Origin of the sequence: Streptomyces sp. NPDC028635 (assembly GCF_040637635.1) — a bacterium.
Lineage (GTDB): Bacteria > Actinomycetota > Actinomycetes > Streptomycetales > Streptomycetaceae > Streptomyces.
Window position 1 is genome coordinate 486,077 of the sequence record NZ_JBEZWX010000001.1, and the last position, 22,113, is coordinate 508,189.

A 22,113-nucleotide genomic window follows, 5' to 3' on the forward strand; every position below is an offset into this window, starting at 1 on the left:
ACGGATCCTGAGCGGCGCGCTGCCGGACGCTCGGGAACAGCACCGGGGGCCCGCGGCACCGACCCATCCGCGGTCAGGAGGGCAACGGATCACACAGGGGAGTGAAAGCCGGTCCAGGGAGCAACCATGAACGGTGCATCCGGCCGATACAGCCGTGAGGCATCCTGTCACCTGTCCGATCTGCGCGCCGGCGTGCGTGACCAGCTGATCGTCTGGGGTGTGGACGGCCTCGTCGATGACGCCTGTCTCGTCGTCTCCGAGCTGGTGGCCAACGCCCACCGCTACGGCCGGCCACCTGTGCGGGCCACCGTGACGTTGCAGTGGCAGAGGCAGGGCCCGCGCCGTCTCCGCATCGAGGTGTCCGACGGCGGTGCAGTGATCGACACCAGTGCGGTGCGCGCACGATGGCGGCATCCCTCGTTCGATCTGACGGAGACGGGCCGGGGCCTGTGTCTGGTGGACGCCCTCTGCCGTGCGTGGGGCGACCGGCCGACGGCTCACGGCCACACCGTCTGGGCCGAGCTGCCCCTCCCGGACTGAAGGAATACGTAGCCGCTTCCCGGCCGGATTGGCGGGAGACGAAGATTCATCAGAACGGTGGAACGACCAATCCGCCCCCCTGCAGGGCTCGGATTACCCCCGTGACGGACGAGAAGACGAACCCCGCCGATGCGGGCCGAGGGCACCGGCTCTCGCTCGGTGCGCTGGGTGCGGTCAGCGGCCTGGTGGCCTGCGGCGCAGCGCTCGCGGTCGCGGAGCTGGTGTCGGCGTGGGTACGCCCACAGGCCGGCCCCGTCGTCGCGGTCGGCGGTGCGGCCGTCGACCGCACCCCGGCCGCCGTGAAGGACTGGGCGATCCGCCACTTCGGAACCAACGACAAACTCGTGCTCCAGCTCGGCATCCTCGCCGTTCTGGCCCTGTTCGCACTCGTGCTGGGCGTGTCCGCACCGCGTTACCGGCGGGCGGGTGCCGCGGGAGTTCTCCTCCTCGGTGTCGTGGGTGCGGTCGCCGCCACCGGCCGGCCCGACTCATCCGGCCCGGCCGACGCGCTGCCGTCCCTCGCCGGTGCCCTCGTCGGCGCGCTGGTGCTGTACGTCCTGATCGGGCTCCTGCGACGCCCGGCGAACACCGGCGCCACACGGGAAGGATCTGCTTCAGCGAGGGATTGGGACCGCCGTCAGTTCGTCATCGCGGCGAGTGCTGCCGCCGCCGCGTCGGCGGGTGCCGGCGCCCTGGGGCGCTCCCTGAGCACGGCACGCGGCAGCAGCGCAGCCGCCTCCCGCAAGTCCCTCGTGCTGCCCGCGCCCGGTTCGCCGGCCGCCCCGGTCCCCAAGGGCGCGCAGGTACGCGTCGCCGGCGTCAGCCCGTTCATCACCCCGAACGGCGCCTTCTACCGGGTGGACACCGCGCTCGTGGTGCCGAAGGTCGACGCGTCGGTCTGGCGGCTGCGCATCCACGGCCGGGGTGTCCGGCGCCCGATGACGGTGTCCCTCGACGACCTGCTGCGCCGGGAGCTCGTCGAACGCGACATCACGCTGACCTGTGTCTCCAACGAGGTGGGCGGCCCCTACGTCGGCAACGCCCGCTGGATCGGCGTTCGCCTCGCCGACCTCCTCGCGGAGGCCGGCGTGAAAGCACCGTCCCGAGGCGGGACGGCCGACCAATTGGTGGCCCGTTCGGTGGACGGCATGACCATCGGCACCCCGGTCGAGGACGTCATGGACGGCCGTGACGCGCTGCTGGCCGTCGGTATGAACGGCCAACCGCTGCCCTTCGAGCACGGTTTCCCCGTGCGGATGCTGGTGCCGGGCCTCTACGGCTATGTCTCCGCCTGCAAGTGGATCACCGACATCGAGCTCACCACGTTCGACGCCTATGACTCCTACTGGGTGAAGCGGGGCTGGGCCCGCAAGGCGCCGATCAAGACCCAGTCCCGCATCGACACCCCCAAGCCTCTCGCCCGACCCGGAGCCGGAACGGTCATGGTGGCCGGTGTCGCCTGGGCCCAGCATCGCGGCATCGACAAGGTCGAGGTCCGCGTCGACGACGGCCCCTGGCACGAGGCCACCCTCGCCGCCGAGGACACCCGCGACACCTGGCGCCAGTGGTCCTTTCCCTGGCAGGCGACCAAAGGCGGTCACACCCTGACCGTCCGCGCCACCGACCGCACCGGTCGTGTGCAGACCGGCAGACGCACCCGGACCATCCCCGACGGCGCCGGCGGCCGGCACTCCGTCGTCGTCACCGTCGAATGACCCAGGCGCCCTGAAACCAGCCATCCCTTTCAACAGACCCGTGCGGCATCCGCCGCGTCAACTCCAGGAGAACAGATCGATGAACCCCCGTATGAGCCGTATCGCCGCCCTCGTCACGGCCGCCGTCGCCCTGCCCGTCGCCCTCACGGCCTGTTCCGACAGCGGCTCCTCCGACTCGTCCGCCAAGTCCTCCGCCTCCGCTCCGGCTTCGGCCTCCGACGACAACATGACCGGCGTCGGTGAGACGTCGATGGCCAACCAGCCCTTCGGCCCGGCGTGCTCCGCCGTGCCGAAGAACGGCGCGGGCTCCTTCGACGGCATGGCCAAGGATCCGGTGGCCACCGCCGCCTCCCACAACCCGGCCCTGTCCACTCTGGTCACCGCGGTCACGAAGGCCGGCCTGGTCGACACCCTCAACAACGCACAGGACATCACCGTGTTCGCCCCGACCAACGACGCCTTCGCCAAGATCCCGAAGGCGACCCTCGACAAGGTCCTCAACGACAAGGCCCAGCTGACGAAGATCCTCACCTACCACGTCGTCGGCAAGCGTCTGGCGCCCAAGGACCTGGCCAACGGCTCCTTCGACACGCTGGAGAAGTCCAAGCTGACCACCTCCGGCTCGGGTGAGACGTACACCGTCAACGACTCCGCCAAGGTCGTGTGCGGCAACGTTCAGACCGCCAACGCCACCGTGTACATCATCGACTCCGTCCTGATGCCCACCAGCTGATCCACGCAGGCGGCCGGGCGCACGAACAAGCCGTCGTGCGCCCGGCGGGCCCGCATCAGGCAACGTTCGCCGCTCCGGATCGGCACCCCGACGGAATGACGGGCATTGCTCGACCAGTGGCCAGTGGCCAGTGGCCAGTGGCCCTCCATGGGGAGTGGCGCGCCGGCATGGGAACCCATCAGGTCGCGGCCAGGTCGTCGAGCAGGCGCCCCAGCTGCTCCGGCGCCTCAATGTGGACGAGGTGTCCCTGCCCGGGAAGTTCATGGACTTCGGCATGCTCCACGTGCTGCCGTACGAGGTCGAACGACGTTCCGTAGGGGGCCGTTTCGCGATTGCGCCCGCCGATGATCAAGTCGACTTGCTCCGCCCGCTGTGCCATCCCGTCCGAAGGCGATGACGCCGCGTTGAGCGCGTCGAGTTCGGCGTACAGCGGTCCGCTCAAGCGGCGCAGTATCGCCCAAGTGTGAGGATCGGCCCGGAGGTCATCGACATACGCCGCGGAGAAGCCGGAGATCCGCCGATTGACGATCTCGACGCAGCGATCCCAGTCCGCGGTCTGCGTTGCCACCTTCAGGTCGGGCAGCGCATGGCGTCCGAACGGCCGCATCACCGGCTCGTAGGCGATCACCTGGTGGATCGGGCGCTCGTCGGCGGCCAGCAAGGTGATCATGCCGCCGTAGCTCCAACCGAAGAGAGCCCTCGCACTGTCGAACTCGTTCAGGACCATGCCGAGATCCTCAACCTCTGTCCGCAACGAGTACGTGTCGGTCAACGGCCCCGAGGGGGCACGGCCGCGACGGTTCACGACCACCACTGAGGGCCAGGCGTCGACGGCGCCCGCCACATCACGCCATGCATCCGCATCGCTCATCACGCCCGGGACGACGACGAGGCCCGGCGTGTACGGCTCCCCGTACACATCGACCGTGACCCAACTGTCCCCGCCGACCGGCAGCTTCTTCTGAATCGTTCGCTCCATAAATGTATTATGGAGCGAACGATCTACCATGCAAACGTGACTGAACGCACCCGTGGACGCCCCCGAGCCTTCGACCGCGACCGTGCGGTCCTCGACGCCGCTCGCCTCTTCTGGCGTCGCGGCTACTCCGGGACCTCGACCCGCGCCCTGGCCGCGACCCTCGGGCTTTCCACCTCCAGTCTCTACGCCGCCTTCGGCAGCAAGGCCGGACTGTTCGAGGAAGCGGTGCGGACCTACGCCGAGCGGTACCGCGAGATCTACCAGCAGGCGGTGGCCGAGAACGACATCGAGATGGTCGTCGAACGCATCCTCACCGACTCGGTCCACGAGTTCACCCAGCCGAGCGACACGCACCCCGGATGTCTCATCAGCAGCGCCGTGATGACCGACAGCACGAGCACGCTCGATACCAGCGCCTACGTCGCCGAGCTGCACAGCTCGAACGAGCAGGCCCTCCGCGTGCGCATCGAACGAGCGATCAAGGACGGAGAACTGGTCGAGGGCACCGACGCGGCGGCCCTGACCGGGCTCATCCAATCCGTCTGGCACGGATTGTCGGTGCGATCCAACGTCGACACGCCTCGCGAGGACCTGCTCGCGACGGCGCGACTTGCCCACCAGCTGATCTGCCGACAACTCACGTCACCTACGCCCTGACGCGCAACAGCGATGGGGCGCCGCCAACAGCTGCCCGCCTGACCGCTGTTGGTGATCGACGGACCCGGCTGAGCACGGCCGGCACGGTGCCCACGACGTCGACGGCAGGAGAAATTGCGTGGCGCCGCGACCGGTGCGCACCGGCTACGGAATTCGCTCGTACCGGGCCTGCGGCAGGTACTGCTCCGGGGGCGCCGACGGACCGCCCGGGCGGTCAACCCCAGCCCCTGCTCGACCTCGAACCCGGTGCCGCGCGCCTCCCGCGGCAGGGTCAGGAAGCCGGCGCCGTGCGTGCCGCTCGGGTCACCTCGGGCAGCGGGTCGGCGCGGCGCGCCACGTCGAGCAGGGCGTGCAGCGTGCGCTCGCCCGGCCCCAGCCGCGGACGCCACTGGGCCGCGATGCTGACCGGGCGGATCCGTTCGGCCAGCCGCAGCTCGACCAGCTCGCCCTCCTGCAGCTCCCGGGTGACCGCCAGCTCCGGCAGCAGCGAGACCCCGTGACCGTGCCCGGTGAGCCGCAGCAGCGCCGACAAGGACCCCTGGAGCATGGTCAGTTGGGCCCCCGCCAGCAGATCCCGGCCGAAGCGGTCCACCAGCATCTCCGAGGTGCAACCGGGCTCGGCCACCAGGAAGTCGTACTGGAGCATCTGCTCGGGCGTCACCATCTCCTGCCGGGCCAGCGGATGGCTGGGCGCCGCCACCAGAACCGTCCGGTCGTGCCCGACGACCGCGTGCGGCCCGAGCGCACGGATGCCGTTGTCGTACTGGAAGACCACGTCCAACTCGCCCGTGCCGAACGCCTGCTCCAGCGTCTTGCGGTTGGCCACCGTCAGCTCCACGTCTGCCGAGGTGTCCGGGCCGCCCGCGCCGTACTCCAGAGCCGCCAGCACATCGGGCATCCACACGTGCGCCAGTGATTCCTGCGCGCCGATCCGCAGTCGCGGCCGGTCACCTCCGGCCGCGCGCCGCATCCGCTCCTCCAGCTCCAGGGCCTCACGCGCGTACGGCAGCAACCGGGCGCCGGCCTCCGTGAGCACCGCCCCCGTGCCCGCGCGCACCAGCACGGTCACCCCCAGATCCGCCTCCAGCCGCTTGAGCTGGGCGCTGACGCTGGACTGTGCGTACCCCAGGGCCTGCGCGGCGGCAGAGATGCCGCCGCGGTCGGCGACCGCGACGAAAGCGCGCAGATGGCGAGAGTCCACGGCAGCAGCCTAGCCGCCCCATCGGACTTTCCGATGGGGGTATCGGAATTGCGGCGTCGCAGGTCACGGCCTTGTCGAGACACGCTGCAGCCATGACTACAGCCGACCCCGTGTCCCGCACCTCCGGCGTCGCCGCGCCCGCCGCGCCCCCGGAAGAGCCGGCCCCTTCCACGCTGCGCTCCAAGCTGACCTTCGCCGGCATCGCCACCGGAAACCTGCTCGTCCTGCTCGACACCTCGATCCTCAACGTCGCGGTGCCCGACGTGCAGAAGTCGCTGCACCCGGCCGCCGCCGCACTGCCCTGGGCCGTCGACGCCTACACGGTCGTCTTCGCCGGGCTGCTGCTGGCCGGCGGCGTCATCGCCGACCGTTGGGGAGCCCGGCGGGTCTACGCCTCCGCGCTCGGCCTGTTCGCCGCACTGTCCGTGATGTGCGCCCTTGCGCCCGATGTCGGCTCCCTGATCGCGGGCCGTGCGCTGCTGGGTGCCGCCGGCGCCGGTCTGGTGCCCGCCTCCCTGGCGCTGCTGATCCACCTGAACCCCGACCCGGCACGCCGTACCCGCGCCATCGGCGCCTGGACCGCGCTCAGCGGCCTGGGAGCCGCTGCCGGACCCGTGCTCGGCGGCGCCCTGGTCGAACTCGGCGGCTGGCGCCTGGTGTTCCTCGTCAACCCGCCCATCGCGCTGGCCGCGCTGCTCCTCGCCCGCCGGCTGCCCGTGCCGCCCGTACGGGCCGCCCGGGCCCTGGACCGTCCGGGCCTGGCCCTGTCCACCGCCGGTCTCGGTCTGCTCACCTTCGGTCTGGTCGAGGCCGGCATCGAGGGCTGGGGCTCGCCGCGTGCCCTGGTGCCCATCGTGGCCGCGCTTCTCTGCTTCTTCGCCGTGGCCGTGGTGGAGCGCCGGGTGGCCTCCCCGGTCCTGCCGCCGGCACTGCTCGCCCTGCCCAAGGTACGGGCGGCCATGGTCGCGGCCGCGGTGTCCTGCTTCGCCTACTTCGGCGGGATGTACATGTTCGCCATGTGGCTCCAGCACACCTACGACCTGAGCCCGTTCAGGGCCGGTCTGGCGTCCCTGCCGATCGCCTTCCCCGTGTGCGTCATGCCCTTCTTCACCGGCCGGCTCGTGGCCCGCTACGGCCCCCGCCCGGTCCTGCTGACCGGCATGTCCGCCTCCGTCGTCTCCGGTGGCCTCTTGGCTTGCTGCGGCGGCCACCACCCGCCGCTGCTGCTGATCATCGCCGCCGAACTGGCGCTCGCCGCCACCGGCACCCTGTCCATCCCGGGCGCCGCCGCCGCGATGGCCGTCTCGGCGCCGCCCGAGTACGCAGCCACCAGCCAGGGCGCCCTCAACGGCATCCGGCAGGCGGGCTCGGCGCTGGGCGTCGCGGTGCTCGGCACCCTCGGCGCGCTCACCACCTCAGGCTACGTACTGATCGGCATCGGCCTGCCGGCCGTGCTGCTGGTGGCCGGGGCGACGCCCAGGCCCAGCGCTTGACGCGTGGTCACAGGCCCACCCGACCCGCCGTCGGCGGAGGTGTCGGACCGTGCTGTCATGCCGGACACCGGTCACGGGTCAGGCGGCGTCGAGGGCTCCGGTGATCTTGCGCTGCATGTCGGCCAGGGCGGGGCCGGGCTCGCCCTTGCGGGCCCGAACGCCGGCTTCGAGGGCGATGTCGAGGGTGCTGCGGAAGTTCTCGGCCTCGGCCGGGTTCTGCTTCTTGAGCAGGTCCATGGCCGCGGTGAGGGCGGGCAGCACGTGATCGGCGAGTTCGGCCACGGACCTGCCGTTCAGGTTCTTGATCTTCGACTTCTCGGCGAGCACGTGTCCGATCGGACCGGTCGCGGAGGCCAGGGCGATGCTGCCGTGGGTGGCGACCTTGTGGGGCGAGCCGGCGGCGTCGGCGGCGGCGAGGAGGGAGACGGCGCCGTAGGCGGCGGTGCGCAGGGTGTTCTTGTCCTGGGCGGTGAGGGAGAGGGCCATGGTGGTGTGCTCCTTGGAATCTTCGCGTCCCCGGGGGCCGGGGTCCGTGTCGGCTTCGTTCTGGAGAAGAGCTTGCGCCGTCCGGGTTTCACGACGGCCTCACCGCGCTTTCAGCGACGAACAGGCCACCGGGATGTGCTGAAAGCCGGCTCGGCGGCGACCGATGTCGGCGCACCGACCGCCCTTGATGCTGCCGGTCTCGTTCGCGGCCAGTGCGGCCTCCTGGGTTGTGCGGCCTACTGCGCGTTCCCCCCACGATTCCCGTCGCGGTGGCGTTACTGCCGCGGCACCGCCCTGGCCCCCGACAGCTCAGTCCGCCGCTCGGGGCCGCCAACAGGTCTCCGGCATCCCGTGCCCGTAACCGCTCCCCCCTCTCACCACAGCTGGGTACCCGGCGCACCCTTGAACGGCCCCCGCACCTCCGCGGTGATCCAGCCGCCGTAGAAGTCGCCCTCCTGAGCGATCACCTCTTCCCCGGCGACCGTGCAGCGATCCATACGGCTCGGGTAAAAGGCGAAGAAGCCGACGAGGGCTGCGTATGCGGGCTCGGGACGGGGGTAGCTCCACGCGGCGCGAGGGCGGACGACGTCTCCCGCGACCACGTCCCAGTAGCGGGCCGACCCCTTCCATTCACACCAGGTCCGGCCGCCGCCCGCCGGGACCAGGAGCGCGGTACGGACGTCCTGGGCAGGAAGGTAGAACACGGGGGGATGGCTGGTCTCCAGCACCCGGATCGCTCTGCGGGTCTCGGCCACCACTTGGCCGCCGCACTCGATGCGTACGAGGCGGTCGTCCTCCCTCATGACGGGTGGCCGCGGGTAGTCCCAGACGGATTCGGGCGGCCTCGGTGCGGAAGGCGGCAGGTACTCGGCCGGCGGATCCAGATACACCTCGTCCTCGTAGCACCAGGCCCATCCGTGGTCGCCTGCCAGAGACCGGGCGACCGGGTGCCCGCTGGAATCGAAGTGGGCCGTGGCGTGAGCGCCGGGGGAGCTGTCGTTGCAGCCCACGTGACCGCAGGTCAGGCATACCAGCAGGTCGCCCGGTGCGCGTCCGCGCGCCGCGCATGACGGGCACGTGTCGCTCAGCGGAATCGGGTCGGCCGTCCAGGTGTGACGGCAGGGTGTGCCCGTCGGCCGACCGCCGTCCGGGCGGGGCGTCCACCTCGTCATCGGTGCCTGCCTGCGCGTCGGCCGGCCTCCGTATGGGTCACGATCTCTCCCCTGACGTTCTCGTTCTTCATGTCTGCTTCCTCGTGGAGCCCCGCGGGAGATGCAGGCAGCGGGAATTCCGCCGACAGCGGCGCGCGGTTCAGGAGAAGGCGCTCACCTCGGAACGCCGTCGTCGGTCCTGTCGTGGGCCGGGGGTGCCGCGCTGCCTTGGGCCGCGGGTGCGGGGCTCTTCCGCCTGCGGGCGGGCTTGGTGGTACGCAGGCCGAAGGCGGCCGCCGAGCAGGGTGAAGCCGGGCCGGCGTCCGTCGCGCATGCCGCACGGACCCTGCTACCCGCCCGTGCCCGCACGTCGAACCACCCGTCCCGGTACCCGCACGATCCCCATGGCCGCGACCGCGACCGTACCGAGCAGCCGACAACCGAGGCCACGCCTTTTGCGCAGACGTCCGGACACGCCGACAGCCAGCGATCCCGCACAGCAGAGCACAGCACGGCCCGGCACGGCCCGGCCCGGCACGGCACGGCGGTGTCGGCGGCCGGAGCGGCACAAGACGCCGACGAGACTGCAGTGATACCAGCCACTGCCACAGTGAAGCCGGACTTCTGACGACGTCCGGACTCGTCCGACGACAACCACCCAACGCGACCGCTCTGCGTGCGCTGCGCCCCTGACAGGTCAACGTCCATGCCCGGGTGCGGCGTTCGGTGACAGACCCACTGCACCGCAGGACCACACCAACAGGGGAACCGATGTCCAACTCAGCCGGCAACGTGCCGGAAGCCAACCGCCGCCGGCCAGGACGGCACCTCATAGCCGTCCAGGCGCTGGCAGCCGCACTTCTGGTCATTGCCGCCGCGGTCGTGTACACCCGAGGGGCATCGGCCGCCCCGACGGCGGCGTCCGCGACGGAGCCGCCGCTGTCGACGGCCCAGCAGCAGGCGGGCATGACCTCCGGACAGCCCTTCGCCGACCCGCCGGTCCTCGACACCGTCACCAGCCCGAACATGACGATCACCCTCAACGCGCACGACACGCGCTTCGAGGTGGCGGGAAAGCAGGTGTGGGGCCAGTCCTACAACGGCTCGTTCATTGCCCCCACCCTGCACCTCGTGCCGGGTGAACGTGCCACGATCACCCTGGTCAACAACCTTTCGGTAGCGACCAACCTGCACTTCCACGGCCTGCACGTCTCTCCGTCGAACGACTCGGACGATTCGTTCCTCTGCATCGCTCCGGGCACCACGTTCCACTACCACCTGGACCTGCCCGCCGATCACCCGGTCGGCACGTACTGGTACCACAGTCACTCCATGGGCACGACCTGCCCCTCGGACAGCTCCAGCATGGCGGGCATGGAGATGCCGCCGTCGTCCGGCGCCGGTTTCTCCCCCGGCGACGTGGAGAACCAGATCTTCGCCGGGCTCTCCGGTGCCATGGTCGTCGGAGACGACCGGGCCCTGCTCCCGTCCGCCCTGCGGAACATCACCACGCACACCGTGAACCTGAAGGACGTTCAGCTCGACAAGACGGGTCACATCGTCCAGAACACCGCCACCACGTCGATCGACTCCGACGCCCCGACGGTACGTCTGGTCAACGGGCAGCTGCTCCCCGTGCTCACCATCAAGCCCGGTGAGACTCAGCTGTGGCGCCTGGGCAACGTGGGAGCTGACATCTGGTACCACCTCAAGCTCGACGGATACCGGTTCACGGTCATCGGCCAGGACGGCGTTCCGGCCGCCAAGGTGACCACGGCGGACACCCTGCTGCTGCCCCCCGGTAAGCGCTACGACGTGCTGGTCACCGCCGGTAGCCGACCCGGCGGAACCACCCTGCGCAGCCTTGCTTTCGGCAACGGGCCCGACGGTGACAGTTACCCCGACACCGCGCTGTTCAAGGTCAATGTCGCCGGTCGCTCACAGCCCGCGCTTCCCACCGTCTCCGGCGCGCTGCCCCACTCGCTCACCGACTTGTCCAACGCCCCCATCGCGCAGAAGCGCAGCGTGACACTGAGCGGAGACGACTCGGACGGCTTCCTCATCAACGGCCGGCAGTTCGGCATGGACGCCTCGGTGTTCGACACCCCCGCGAAGCTGAACACCGTGGAGGAGTGGACCATCACCAACGAGGCCGGCGAGGACCACCCCTTCCACATCCACACCAACTCCTTCCAGGTCGTCTCGATCAACGGCGTACCCCAGTCCTTCGTCGGCCGCCAGGACATCGTGCCGGTGCCCCACGCGGTCAACGGCGTGCCCGGCAAGGTGGTCATCCGCGTCCCCTTCTCCGACTTCACCGGCAAGGTCATGTTCCACTGCCACATCGCGGCCCACGAAGACAACGGCATGATGAGCTTCATCAACGTCGTCGACTAGTTCCGGGGCAAAGGAAGGAAGAGGCGGTGACCACTGCCTCTTCCTTCAGCCCGGAGAAGCTCCAGCCGTCGGAGAAGGGCTCCTGGTCGCGGTCGGCGGAGGCTCGACCGCCGAGTCAAGCCGGCGTGAGTTGTGCGAAGATCGCGGGATGCTGCGACTCACCGATTTCATCATCGACTGCCCGGACACGATGAAGCTGGCGTCCTTCTACTCCGAGGTGACGGGCCGTCCGGTCAAGGAAGACAGCTCCGAGGACTGGGCCGGCATCCGGTTCGGCGAGATCGAGCTGGCGTTCATCCGGGTGGACGACTACCGCGCTCCGCAGTGGCCCGACAGCGAGCACCCCAAGCAGTTCCACCTCGACTTCGAAGTGGACGAGATCGAGCCCGAGCAGCGCCGCGTCCTCGCCCTCGGCGCGACGCTGAGGCAGGACTTCATCGGCCCCAACGGCTACGGCTGGCAGGTCTACACCGACCCGGTCGGTCACCCCTTCTGCCTGTGCCGAAACAAGGGCGTCATCTGGACCGACCAGGGCCCCGTCTGGCCCGAGCGCGACTGATCGGCGGCCCGCATCCTCACCCACCATCACGGACCACTTGGCTGTCGGTGGTTGTCGGCGTCGGCCGTCGTTGGGCGTCCTCCGGCCTCGTCGAGGCTCACCCGGCTCGGCCGGCCGCCCGCAGCGGGCATCCGGTGCCCACACGTGCGTCGAGCTCGGCCCGCAGCGCGGCAAGCTGCGCCATACGCGCGTCGATGACCTTGATCTTCTCCTCGAACAGCGCGGACAACGCCACCGCGGTGTCGGGCGCGTTCCGCAGTTCCTCACCGGTCTGTGCGATCTCGGCCAGCGAGAAGCCGAGCGTCTGTGCGGTGCGGATGTACTGCAGCCAGGGCACTGTCTCCGGCGGGAAGTCGCGGTAACCGTTGGCCAGACGCCGCCCCGTGACGAGACCGATCTTCTCGTAGAAGCGGATGGTGTCCCTGGTCAGTCCCGCTTGCGCGGCCAGTTCCCCGATACGCACGGCTCCCCCTGAACTGCGGACTTGACCTTGGACAGTACTCCACTGTTTACCGTCGTGGCGTCCGTGCAGGAGACCAGCAGGAGCCTCGCCGTGATCCGTCCTTTCGCCCCTTCCCGCCCCGCCCGTCTGCGCGTCGTACGCACAAGCGCTTGGTACGACCTCGTGGTCACAGCCGGATTCGCCACGCCGTGGACCTACGCCCTGGTGCACGACGCGCTGTCGACGCTCGGTGACGCGACCGGGCTGGGCACCCTGCCCGCCCTCGACCCGATAGAGATCCTTTACGCGAATCTGATGGGTTCGGTGGTGGTCGTCTGGGCGCTCCTCCGGATCACCGAGCCGCTCCCGGTGCACGGGCTGTTCGACGGCATCGCACGCGCGCTTTTCGCCGCGTGGCAGGCGTATGCGCTGGCCCACGGTGCCCCGCGCTGGCTGTGGCTGTTCTTCGTCGCCGAGGTGGCGTTCGGCGTCGTCCAGCTTGTGCCGTGGTGGCGGGCTCGGCGCACCGACCTCATGGCCCCCGCTGCCGGCCAACGGCTCGGCGAGGCGGGCCGGTGACACGGACGACCAGGTTTCGTGGTCCCCCGGTTGGCCGCGAGCCAGGCCCGCACTCGACGGCGCCCTCTAGGCGACCTCACCGATCCCTCGTTCCGGGCTCCTCGCCCCGTCGTGGTGGATCGGTGTGTGGGCTCCTTTCAGCGACACACCGGAGCCGCCGCGCCGGACGGCCACGATCTCCGCCGTGATCGACAGCGCCGTCTCCTCCGGTGTCCGTGCGCCCAGGTCGAGCCCGATGGGCGACCGCAGCCGCGCCAGTTCCAGTTCGGTGACGCCGGCCTCCCGTAGCCGCTCGTTGCGTTCCAGGTGGGTGCGGCGTGAACCCATCGCGCCGATGTATGCCACGGGCAGCTTGAGCGCCCTCTTGAGCAGGGGTATGTCGAACTTGGCGTCGTGGGTGAGGACGCAGAGCACCGCCCGCGAGTCGAGCCGGGTCGCCTCCAGGTAGCGGTGCGGCCAGTCGACGACGATCTCGTCCGCTTCGGGGAAGCGTTCCTTCGTCGCGAAGACGGGGCGGGCGTCGCACACCGTCACGTGGTAGCCGAGGAATTTCCCGATCCTGACGAGCGCCGACGCGAAGTCGATCGCCCCGAAAACGATCATGCGGGGGGCGGGCACGCTGGACTCGACGAGGAGCGTCAGCGGCTGCCCGCACCGCGAGCCGTCCCCGCCGACGACGACGGAGCCGGTCCGACCGGCGTCCAGCATGGCGTGGGCCTCGCCGGCTGCCGACCGGTCCAGGCCGGGGTGGCCGCCGAGCCCGCCCTCGTAGCTGCCGTCGGGGCGTACCAGGAGGGCGCGGCCGAGCAGTGCGGGCGGCCCTTCGGTGACGCGGACGAGTGCCGCCGCCGACCCCTGTGCGGCGTCGGCGCAGGCTGCGGCGAGCACAGCGCGGGCGGGTGAGTGGGCCAGGACCGGTGTGACGAGTATGTCGATGACGCCGCCGCAGGTCAGACCGACGGCGAAGGCGTCCTCGTCGCTATGGCCGAAGCTCTCCAGGGTGTTCCGGCCGTCGGTCAGGGCCTCTCGGCACAGTTCGTAGACCGCGCCTTCCACACATCCGCCGGAGACCGACCCGATGGCCGTGCCGTCACTGTCGACGGCGAGGGCCGCACCGGGCTGCCGGGGCGAGCTTCCGTTCGTGGCCACGAGCGTGGCGACGGCGAACTCGCGTCCCTGCCGCATCCACCGGTCGAGCTCTTCGGCGATGTCCAGCATGGTGGTGGTCTCCTTCGCTGGGAGTTCAGAGAATCAGGGGTGTGAGGGGGCGAGGGGGAGGGTGTGACCGGCCGTGCGGAGCGGCTTCCCCGCGCCGAGCCGGCTCTCGCACGGGGTGCGGGGCGAAGTGAGCGGTGAAGACCGGGGTCAGAGTGAGGACTCGCCCCGTCGTGCCTTCTGCTGGTTGATCGCCAGCCAGACGCGGTCGCGGGTCACGGGCGTCTCGGTGAAGCGGATGCCCGTGGCGTCGCACAAGGCGTTGGCGAAGGCGGGGGCCACCGGGTTGAAGGGGCTCTCGCTCATCGACTTGGCTCCGAGCGGGCCGGTCGAGTCGGACGTCTCCATGAAGTGGACCTCGGTGCGCGGCACGTCGGCGTACTGCGGGAGGCGGTACTGGCGGAAGGCCGCGGTCGTCACCTTGCCGCGCTCGTCGAGCCGTACGGTCTCGAAGAGCGTCGCACCCAGCGCCTGGGCGACCCCGCCCTCGACCTGGCCCCGGCACTGCAGGGGATTCATGACCTTTCCCGCGTCGGCGGCGTGCACACTGCGCAGGATCCTCATCTCGCCCGTCCGAGGGTCGACCGCGATGCGGAACCATTGCGCGTTGAAGGCCACGGAGCGCGGGCTGCCGCCCCAGTAGCCGTCCGCGGTGAGTTCGGCCTGCGCGCCCTGAGCGTGGGCCGCCTCGTACAGCTCCTTCAGCGTGACCGCGCGGCCCGCGCAGTCGAACGCCTCCGCACCGAGCGTGCACAGGTGGCGGGGCACTCCGGTGTACCGGGCCACGAAGGTCTTCAGCCGTCCGGACAGGGAGTCGGCGGCGAGCATCACCGCTTTGCCCGCCACGACGGTGCCGGCGGACCCGAAGGCGCCGGTGTCGTGGCGGACGACGTCGGTGTCGGACTGGCGGACGGCGATCCGGTCCACGGTGGTGTGGAGGGCGCCCGCGGTGATCTGCCGGTGAACCGTGGTGGTGCCGTTGCCGAACTCGGCGGTGCCCACGGCGAGGTCGTAGGTGCCGTCGGCAAGGAGGGTCACGGTGGCGTCCGCGTAGTGTCCGTTCGGCGGGGCGGTGGCGATCATCGCCAGGGCGGCGCCCTGACCGGTGAGCCAGCCCTCCGGCACCTCTTCGGTGCTGCGGTCCTCGGCGATGGCTTCGCGGACGATGCCCAGGCACTGGTCGAGTCCGTACGAGGCGATGTAGAGGTCCTCGTCGTGGCCGATCGGAGTGATCATGTGGTCGCCGGGGCCGATGATGTTCTTCTCCCGGAAGGCCAACGGGTCCATGCCCAGGCGTCGGGCGACCTCGTCCATGGCGGACTCGACGGCGAAGGTGACCTGCCCGAGTCCGTAGCCCCGGAAGGCGCCCGAGGGGACGGTGTTGGTGTAGACGGCGTAGGCGTCGACCTTCTTGTGCGGGGCCCGGTAGACGGCGAAGGACTCGCCGACGCTGTGGAACATGACACCCGGGCCGTGGTTGCCGTACGCGCCGGTGTTGGAGACCACCCGCATCTGGACGGCGGTGAGCGTGCCGTCGGCGCGGGCGCCGAGCTTGATGCGGATGGTGAACGGGTGGCGGGTGGTCGCGCCGTAGAACTGCTCGGCCCGGGTGAACTCGAGCTTGACCGGGCGGTGCAGCTTGAGTGCGGCCAGGACGGCGATGTCCTCGGTCAGCATCTCCTGCTTGCCGCCGAAGCCGCCGCCCACCCGGCCCGCGACCACCCGGACGTCGTCTTCCGGGAGGTCGTAGAGGGCGCACAGCGCACGGCGGGTCAGGAACGGGGTCTGGGTGCTGGAACGCACGGTCAGCCGCTCCCCGCCGCCGTCCTCCTTCGGCTCGAAGTAGGCGACGCAGCCGTGGGTTTCGAGGTTGGCGTGCTGCACGCGCTGGGTCCGGAAGGTCTCCTCGTAGACGACCGCCGCCTCGGCGAATCCGTCGGCCACGCAGCCGATCTCGCCGTGCACCTCACCGGCCACGTTGTTCTCGACGCGGGCGATCCGCTCCCGCGGGCCCTTGCCGGCGTGGATGACGGGTGCCCCGGAGCGCATGGCCTCCTCGGGATCGGTGACGTAGGGGAGTTGCTCGTACGTCACCTCGATCCGCCGGCAGCCCTCCTCGGCGGCCTGCTCACTGTCCGCGACGACGGCGGCCACGCGCTGGCCGACGAAGCGGACGACGTCGTCCAGGACGCGGGTGTCGTCGGGGTCCTCGGTGGGGTGCTCGTGCCGGGCGCTGGAATAGAGCGTGGCCGGGGCGTCCTCGTGGGTGAGGACGGCCCGCACGCCGGGGACCCGCAGGGCGGCGGACGTGTCGACGGCGAGGATGCGGGCGTGCGGGTGGGGGGAGCGCAGCAGCTTCATGTGCAGCAGCCCGGGCACCTCGACGTCGAAGGTGTAGCGGGCGGTGCCCGTCACGACCTGGGGTCCGGCCGGGGCGCCGAGGCTCTTGCCGACCGCCTGGCCGGCGCAGGGTCGTTCGGTGTGCTTGACGCCGCGGACGGCGTCCTCGACGGCGCGGTATCCCGTGCAGCGGCAGATGTTGCCCTTGAAGGCCCGCGGCAGGTCGTCGAGCTTGCCGTCGTCGTGGTCGGAGCCCTGCTCCGCTTCGAGGGCGGCCGTGGTCATCACGAACCCGGCGGTGCAGAATCCGCACTGGAAGCCCTGGGCATCCAGGAACTTCTGCTGCACCGGGTGGAGTTCACCGTCCGGTGCGGCCAGACCCTCCACGGTGGTCACCGACCGGCCCTGCGCGCGTACGGCGGGATAGAGGCAGCTGTGCACCGGCTCGCCGTCCACGTGAACCGTGCAGGCCCCGCAGTCCCCGGCGTCGCACCCCTTCTTCACCCCGAACCAGCCGCGCTCACGCAGATAGGTGCGCAGACACTGCCCGGCGCGGGGCTCGGCGTCGAAGGGCTGGTCGTTGACCTGGATGTGGAAGCTCATCGCGCACCGTCCGGGGTGAGTTCCCGGCGGACCTGCTCGGCGAGGTGGAAGGCCATGTGCCGCCGCCACTCGGGCAGCCCGTGGATGTCGTCGAACCAGTCGCCGTCGCCCACGGCCGAGGCGATCGCCGTGCGCAGTGCGGCCCGGTCCGGCGGCAGGGCGAACCAGAGACGGAACGGCCGGGTGGTCGCGGCCGTGACGGTCACGGCCAGCGATCCGTCCGCCGGGTCCAGCGTCCCGATGACGAGGGCGCCGGAGCGCCCGAGGCCGTAGAGCGACACCTGCATGAAAGCCGTACGGCAGCGCAGTGAGCGGGCCGGAATGGTGACCGAGCGCAGCAGTTCGCCCTCGGCGAGATCCTTGCGGCCGGCTCCGGTGACGAAGTCGGCCACCTTCACCCGCCGAAGCGAGCCGTCCTGGGCCTGGAGCAGGCACTCGCCGTCGAGGGCCGCGGTGAGGGAGATCATCGGTCCGGCGGGCAGGCCGTTGCAGAGGTTTCCGCCGACGGTCGCCATGTTCCAGATCTTGAACGAGGCGAGGAAGGCCCGGCAGCACTGCTCGATGAGCGGCGCGGCCCGAGCGTCGAGCGTCCGCCCGAACCGGGACAGCTGCGCGATCGTGCAGGTGGCCGCGATCTCCAGCGAACCGTCCGGCAGGGCCTGAACCGGCTCCCAGCCCATCCGGCTCAGATCGACCAGCCGGCGCAGATGCGGCTGCGGCTCGGAGAAGAGGTACGTGCCGCCGCCGAGCCAGGCGTCGCCCGGTCGCCAGGGCTCGTGACGGCTCGCGTCACGTATGTCGAGCACCGTGTTCAGATCCATGTCCCCACCTCCGTCGGTCCACTGCTTGCCTGCTCAGTGAAGCCGCGCCGCAGGCCGAAAACGACTGGTCCGCCGCACGGGAAATGTCCGGCCGGAACGTCCATCGCCTGGTGAATCATCCAAGAGGCATTTCCCTGCCTGGACCTTGCATCTACGATGACTCGACCCATACATACCTGGTGAATGTGAGAAGCCGGGATGACCACCGGCTGCCGCACAAGGAGTCAGCACCATGCGCGTCGGAGACCTCCTCCAGATCGAGGGGCTCGATCTCACCCACCTGTGGGGTGGCGAGAATCTGCTCGGTCGGACGATCAGCGGAGTGACCGCGACCGACCTGGAGGACCCCGCACGGTACGTCCAGCCCGGCGAGATCGTGCTCAGCGGCCTGGTCTGGTGGAACGAGGCGGACGGCCCGGCCAGGACCGAGCGGTTCCTCTCCGCACTGGCACAGGTCGGAGCCACGGCACTCCTCGCCGGCGAGGAGACGCACAGCAGCGTCCCCGTCGGCATCGTCGACGCCTGCCGAGCACACGGCATCGCGCTCCTGGCCGTGCCGGCGCACACCAGCTTCCGGGCCATCACGGAAGCCGTGTACCGGCGCCAGTGGGGCGACCTGAGCCGCCGCCCCGCCGACCACTTCGCCCTGCCCGAGAACATACGCAGCGACCTCGGCCGCCTCGTTCATCAGGACACCGACGCCGACACACTCCTGAGCCGCGCGCTCGCTCCGTTCGGTGCGCCGCCCTGCTACGTACTCACCAGCACCGGACGCACGATCTCCCGCACCGCTTCGGCACCCCCACTGCCGGCGGTGCGGGCGGTGGAGAGCCTGCGCGGCCTCACCGGGGAGACGCTGCGCGTCCAGGCGGAGAGCACCCCGTACGACGCGTGGTATCTCCATGCGCCCCAGGCGGGCGGCGCGCCTCCCCGAGCGTTGCACGAGATAGCCGAGGTGATCGGCCAGTACCGGCACCATCACGATCGCAAGCACGCGGCCCGGCGGCGGGCCGGGCAGGAGCTGATCGCCCTCGTCGCCCTGGGCGACGCCGGCGCCGGAGCGCTGGCGGACGCGCTCGCGTCCTGCGGGCCGCTCGCCGAGGGACCCTGGCGGGTCGTGGTCACGACCACCGGCGGGCGGCATGCGGACAGTGGCGCCACGGAAGCGCTCCACGAGGCGCTCGAACACCTTCCCGCCACGGTCTTCGCGGCGGGTACCACGATGGACGCCGAAGCCGTCGCTGTCGTACGCGTGAGGAGCGAGGACACCCTCCGGCTCGACGAGCCCTGGTCGCTGCTCAACGGCTGCCGACCGCGGACCCCGCTGTACGCCGGGGTCAGCGGCCCCGCCGCGGAGCCCACCGGACTCCATGCCGCCCTCACCCAGGCCCGCTACGCCCTCGCGGCCGCGCGGCACGGCTCCCCGACGACCGGCCAGGTGACCCTGATCGACGAACTCGCCTCCCTGGAATCACTCCTGGCAGGCATCCCCGCGGACGTGCGAAGTGCCTTCAGCGGCACGGCACTCGGCCCGCTCGCCCGCAGCGAGACGGCGTCGCACCGGACGCTTCTGCGGACCCTGGAGGTCTTCCTCGCCCACAACTGCTCCTGGGCCCGCACCGCCCAAGCCCTGCACGTACACATCAACACGGTCCACTACCGCATCGAACGCGTGCAGGCACTCACCGGGCGGGACCTCTCCCGCCTGGATCACAAACTCGACCTGCACGCCGCGCTCCTGTGCCGGTGAGCCACCGGCGGGCGAGCGCCGGCTCACGCAGTGTCGATGTGCACGTCGGTGGACTTCACGCGCGCCGTGACCGTGGCACCGACCTCGATGCCGAGTTCCTCGACCGACTCCCGCGTCACGAGCGAGACGATGCGGTGCGGTCCCGACTGGACCTCGACCTGTGCGGCGACGTCGTCGAGCGTCACGCGCGTCACGATCCCCGGGAACGCGTTGCGTACGGATGTGACCGCGGGGCCTTCCCGCAGCGGGTGCATCCCGGCTGCTCGTTCCCTCGCGAACGCGGCGAGGCTCACGCCGTCGATCGCGCGGTTCCTCAGCCCTTCCCGGTCCATGCGCAGCCGTCCGGAATCCGCCCACCTCCGGACCGTCTCCGAACTCACGCCCAGCAGCCTCGCGGCCTGCCCAATGCTGTACGACGGCACAGACCGCACTCTAGGTCACGCCCCGGCGCCGACCGCCGGCACGGTTTTCCGTCATGGGCAGGTGCGGATCGTCTACGCCCCCTGGCGCACGAAGGAAGACCACGATGCCCTGCCCGGCGGGATCGGCCGGACAGGGCTCTGGGCTCAGCTCACGCGCACTGGCCGGTGTGCGGCCCGGTCACGGTGTTGCCCGACTGCTGCAGGGTGGGTGAGTTGCCCGCGCAGCGCAGGGGCGCACCGACCTGGTTTTCCTCGAACTCCGGTACGCGGTCCTCGGGCAGCAGGCCGCTCCCGCTGTTGTCGTTGATCGTCACCGGAGCCGACATCGTGTTTGACGAAACCTCAAGCCCGCCGGCGTTGCCGTCGAGGGTGAGCGGGGCCTTGAAGGCGTTGCCCGCGCAGTCGGTCCCCTCGTCATCGCCCAGCAGGACGAAGCCGCCGGTGTCCGTGAGGGTGACCCGCCCGTCGAGGGTCGAGTGGCAGATGATGACAGCGAGGGCGCCGTCCGAGGCCACCGGGCCGTTGATCTGTGCACTCGACACCGCCAGTGCTCCGCCGGGCCGCACCTCCACGGGACCGTTCTGGGTGGCGCCGGGGGCGATGCACAGCGACTGGCCGGCGGTCACGGTCAGCCGGCCGTCGTGGTGGGTGACGCACGGCCGGCTGAAGCCGGTGGTGAGGTCGGCGGGCGCGGCTGTGGCGCCGGCCGTGAAGGCGGCGTCGCCGCCGTAGATGGCGGTGATCGTGTGCGCCCCGGGCTGGAACTTGCCGGTGGTGAAGGTCGCCCTTCCGTCAGTGAGCGGTACGGTCGCCAGCTCGGTCGTCCCGTCCCGCAAGGTGACCCGACCGGTCGGGGTGCCCGCGTCCGGGTTGGCCGAGGTCACGGTGGCGGTGACCGTGACGGCGTGGCCGAACAGCGGGGTCGCGGTGTCCGTGCTCAGCGTGACCGACGTCCCGTACCGGAAGGCGATGACGGCCTTGCCGTTGCCGTGGTTGACGCCCTGGAGGAGCGCGACGTCGGTGGCCGACGGATCGGCATGGCTGCTGCCGCCGCCACCGCCCGCGCCGGGGAAGTAGCCCGGGTTGCCGCCGCCGGAGCCGCCGCCACCGCCGTGCCAGCCGCCACCGCCGCCACCGCCACCGGGGCCGCCGGCACCGCCGTTGCCGCCGGTTCCGCCGCTGCCGGGGTTGGGCTCGCTGGTGATCGGGTCGAGGTCGATGCCGGGGGTGCCGGGGCCTCCGTTCAGGGTGTTGGGGTTGCCGTGGCCGGACGCGGTCTGGGTAGCGCCGCCACCGGCGAGGCCGGAACCCAGCGGGCCGTTGCTCTGGCCACCGTCCTGGCCGACCGGACCGCCGCCGGCGCCCCCCTGCAGCATGGGGCCGCCGTTGCCCGCGCCACCGCCGCCGCCGGCCACCAGCACGCGGTCGGAGCCACCGAAGGCCCCGACCCGTACGTCCGAGCCGCCACCGCCCGAACCGCCGCCGCCGTGCGCGCCGCCACCGCCACGGCCGTGGCCGGTGCCGCCGGGACGGGCGAACTCACCGTGCCGGGACGAACCGGGGATGCCCGCCGCGCCGGTGGTGACCTGGAGGGTCTGGCCTGGGGTCACCGGCAGGGTGGCGCGGGTCTCGCCGCCGAGGCCGCCCGGCGCGCCGGAGACCACCGGGTGCGGGTCGATGAAGCCCGCCGCGCTGCCGCCCTCGGCGCCGAACAGGTCGACGTCGACCGCGGTCACGCCGTCCGGGACTTTGAAGGTGTCCGTGCCCACGGAGGTGTACGTGCACGTGGGCTGCGGGGCGGCGGTGAAGACGCCGCCCGTGCCGCAGGGCCCGACGGCGCTCGCCGCCGCGGTTACCGCGGTGAGGGGCACGATCATGGCGGCGACGAGGCCGGTGGTGGCGGCCACCGACGTCATCCTGGATCTGAACACGGTCCGACGGGAGGTCGGGCTGCTGTCGTTCATGGGTGTCGACTCTGTTTCTCCGGGCCTGCGGGCGACCGGGATGGGAAAGCGGGTGCTCCACAGGCG

At 71.0% G+C, this 22,113-nt stretch carries 19 protein-coding genes and 1 pseudogene; 9 read left to right on the plus strand and 11 right to left on the minus strand.

Annotation, left to right across the window (positions count from 1 at the left end; all coding sequences use genetic code 11):
* Positions 1-126 precede the first annotated feature (126 nt).
* The 3 genes from AB0E88_RS01735 to AB0E88_RS01745 all read left to right on the plus strand — a co-directional run bounded on the left by AB0E88_RS01735 (position 127) and on the right by AB0E88_RS01745 (position 2,988).
* On the plus strand, positions 127-540 hold the full coding sequence (locus AB0E88_RS01735) for an ATP-binding protein (protein WP_361622042.1): 414 nt from the start codon (positions 127-129) through the stop codon (positions 538-540).
* A gap of 164 nt (positions 541-704) precedes the next feature.
* Positions 705-2,255, plus strand: coding sequence for a molybdopterin-dependent oxidoreductase (locus AB0E88_RS01740; protein WP_361622308.1), 1,551 nt, complete (start codon positions 705-707; stop codon positions 2,253-2,255).
* 79 nt (positions 2,256-2,334) lie between these two features.
* Positions 2,335-2,988, plus strand: a complete 654-nt coding sequence (locus tag AB0E88_RS01745; protein ID WP_361622045.1) for a fasciclin domain-containing protein — start codon at positions 2,335-2,337, stop codon at positions 2,986-2,988.
* A 178-nt stretch (positions 2,989-3,166) separates the two neighbouring features.
* Here the strand turns inward: AB0E88_RS01745 and AB0E88_RS01750 are convergent, their stop codons facing one another.
* Positions 3,167-3,967: an alpha/beta hydrolase gene (locus tag AB0E88_RS01750; protein WP_361622048.1), complete on the minus strand. Its 801-nt coding sequence runs from the start codon at positions 3,965-3,967 to the stop codon at positions 3,167-3,169.
* A gap of 36 nt (positions 3,968-4,003) precedes the next feature.
* Here AB0E88_RS01750 and AB0E88_RS01755 point away from each other — a divergent pair, with 36 nt between their 5' ends.
* Complete coding sequence (locus tag AB0E88_RS01755) at positions 4,004-4,624, plus strand: TetR/AcrR family transcriptional regulator (protein WP_361622051.1); 621 nt, start codon at positions 4,004-4,006, stop codon at positions 4,622-4,624.
* A 271-nt stretch (positions 4,625-4,895) separates the two neighbouring features.
* On the opposite strand, the gene AB0E88_RS01760 is transcribed toward AB0E88_RS01755, so the two are convergent.
* A complete protein-coding gene (locus tag AB0E88_RS01760) occupies positions 4,896-5,825 on the minus strand; it encodes a LysR family transcriptional regulator (RefSeq protein WP_361622054.1) in 930 nt (309 codons plus the stop codon).
* 92 nt (positions 5,826-5,917) lie between these two features.
* On the opposite strand from AB0E88_RS01760, the gene AB0E88_RS01765 reads away from it, so the two are divergent.
* Positions 5,918-7,318: an MFS transporter gene (locus AB0E88_RS01765; RefSeq protein ID WP_361622057.1), complete on the plus strand. Its 1,401-nt coding sequence runs from the start codon at positions 5,918-5,920 to the stop codon at positions 7,316-7,318.
* Positions 7,319-7,396: 78 nt separating this feature from the next.
* Here AB0E88_RS01765 and AB0E88_RS01770 read toward each other — a convergent pair whose 3' ends face one another.
* The 3 genes and pseudogenes from AB0E88_RS01770 to AB0E88_RS01780 all read right to left on the minus strand — a co-directional run.
* Positions 7,397-7,804 (minus strand): hypothetical protein, encoded by a 408-nt coding sequence (locus AB0E88_RS01770; protein WP_361622060.1) that lies wholly within the window; start codon positions 7,802-7,804, stop codon positions 7,397-7,399.
* A 374-nt stretch (positions 7,805-8,178) separates the two neighbouring features.
* Positions 8,179-8,607 (minus strand): DUF427 domain-containing protein, encoded by a 429-nt coding sequence (locus AB0E88_RS01775; RefSeq protein ID WP_361622311.1) that lies wholly within the window; start codon positions 8,605-8,607, stop codon positions 8,179-8,181.
* Positions 8,608-8,688: 81 nt separating this feature from the next.
* Positions 8,689-8,898: pseudogene (locus AB0E88_RS01780) on the minus strand (UBP-type zinc finger domain-containing protein); the annotation flags it as partial.
* Between the two features lie 828 nt (positions 8,899-9,726).
* On the opposite strand from AB0E88_RS01780, the gene AB0E88_RS01785 reads away from it, so the two are divergent.
* Both AB0E88_RS01785 and AB0E88_RS01790 read left to right on the plus strand, forming a co-directional pair.
* Positions 9,727-11,352, plus strand: coding sequence for a multicopper oxidase family protein (locus AB0E88_RS01785; protein ID WP_361622063.1), 1,626 nt, complete (start codon positions 9,727-9,729; stop codon positions 11,350-11,352).
* A gap of 148 nt (positions 11,353-11,500) precedes the next feature.
* Positions 11,501-11,911 (plus strand): VOC family protein, encoded by a 411-nt coding sequence (locus tag AB0E88_RS01790; RefSeq protein WP_361622066.1) that lies wholly within the window; start codon positions 11,501-11,503, stop codon positions 11,909-11,911.
* Between the two features lie 97 nt (positions 11,912-12,008).
* Here the strand turns inward: AB0E88_RS01790 and AB0E88_RS01795 are convergent, their stop codons facing one another.
* Positions 12,009-12,374, minus strand: coding sequence for a MerR family transcriptional regulator (locus AB0E88_RS01795; RefSeq protein WP_361622069.1), 366 nt, complete (start codon positions 12,372-12,374; stop codon positions 12,009-12,011).
* A gap of 90 nt (positions 12,375-12,464) precedes the next feature.
* Here AB0E88_RS01795 and AB0E88_RS01800 point away from each other — a divergent pair, with 90 nt between their 5' ends.
* Positions 12,465-12,932 carry a hypothetical protein gene (locus tag AB0E88_RS01800; protein ID WP_361622314.1) on the plus strand — a complete coding sequence of 156 codons (468 nt, stop codon included), beginning with the start codon at positions 12,465-12,467 and terminating at the stop codon, positions 12,930-12,932.
* Positions 12,933-12,998: 66 nt separating this feature from the next.
* Here AB0E88_RS01800 and AB0E88_RS01805 read toward each other — a convergent pair whose 3' ends face one another.
* The 3 genes from AB0E88_RS01805 to AB0E88_RS01815 all read right to left on the minus strand — a co-directional run bounded on the left by AB0E88_RS01805 (position 12,999) and on the right by AB0E88_RS01815 (position 17,911).
* Positions 12,999-14,150 (minus strand): XdhC/CoxI family protein, encoded by a 1,152-nt coding sequence (locus AB0E88_RS01805; protein ID WP_361622072.1) that lies wholly within the window; start codon positions 14,148-14,150, stop codon positions 12,999-13,001.
* Positions 14,151-14,297: 147 nt separating this feature from the next.
* Entirely contained in the window at positions 14,298-17,090 is a 2,793-nt protein-coding gene (locus tag AB0E88_RS01810) for a molybdopterin-dependent oxidoreductase (protein WP_361622075.1), read from the minus strand.
* On the minus strand, positions 17,087-17,911 hold the full coding sequence (locus AB0E88_RS01815) for an FAD binding domain-containing protein (RefSeq protein WP_361622078.1): 825 nt from the start codon (positions 17,909-17,911) through the stop codon (positions 17,087-17,089). The genes AB0E88_RS01810 and AB0E88_RS01815 overlap by 4 nt, the downstream gene beginning before the upstream one ends.
* Before the next feature lie 232 nt (positions 17,912-18,143).
* Here AB0E88_RS01815 and AB0E88_RS01820 point away from each other — a divergent pair, with 232 nt between their 5' ends.
* On the plus strand, positions 18,144-19,661 hold the full coding sequence (locus AB0E88_RS01820) for a helix-turn-helix domain-containing protein (RefSeq protein ID WP_361622081.1): 1,518 nt from the start codon (positions 18,144-18,146) through the stop codon (positions 19,659-19,661).
* A gap of 23 nt (positions 19,662-19,684) precedes the next feature.
* Here the strand turns inward: AB0E88_RS01820 and AB0E88_RS01825 are convergent, their stop codons facing one another.
* Positions 19,685-20,083, minus strand: a complete 399-nt coding sequence (locus tag AB0E88_RS01825; protein WP_361622084.1) for a TOBE domain-containing protein — start codon at positions 20,081-20,083, stop codon at positions 19,685-19,687.
* Positions 20,084-20,232: 149 nt separating this feature from the next.
* Complete coding sequence (locus AB0E88_RS01830; protein ID WP_361622087.1) at positions 20,233-22,014, minus strand: Ig-like domain-containing protein; 1,782 nt, start codon at positions 22,012-22,014, stop codon at positions 20,233-20,235.
* Positions 22,015-22,113: the final 99 nt, after the last annotated feature.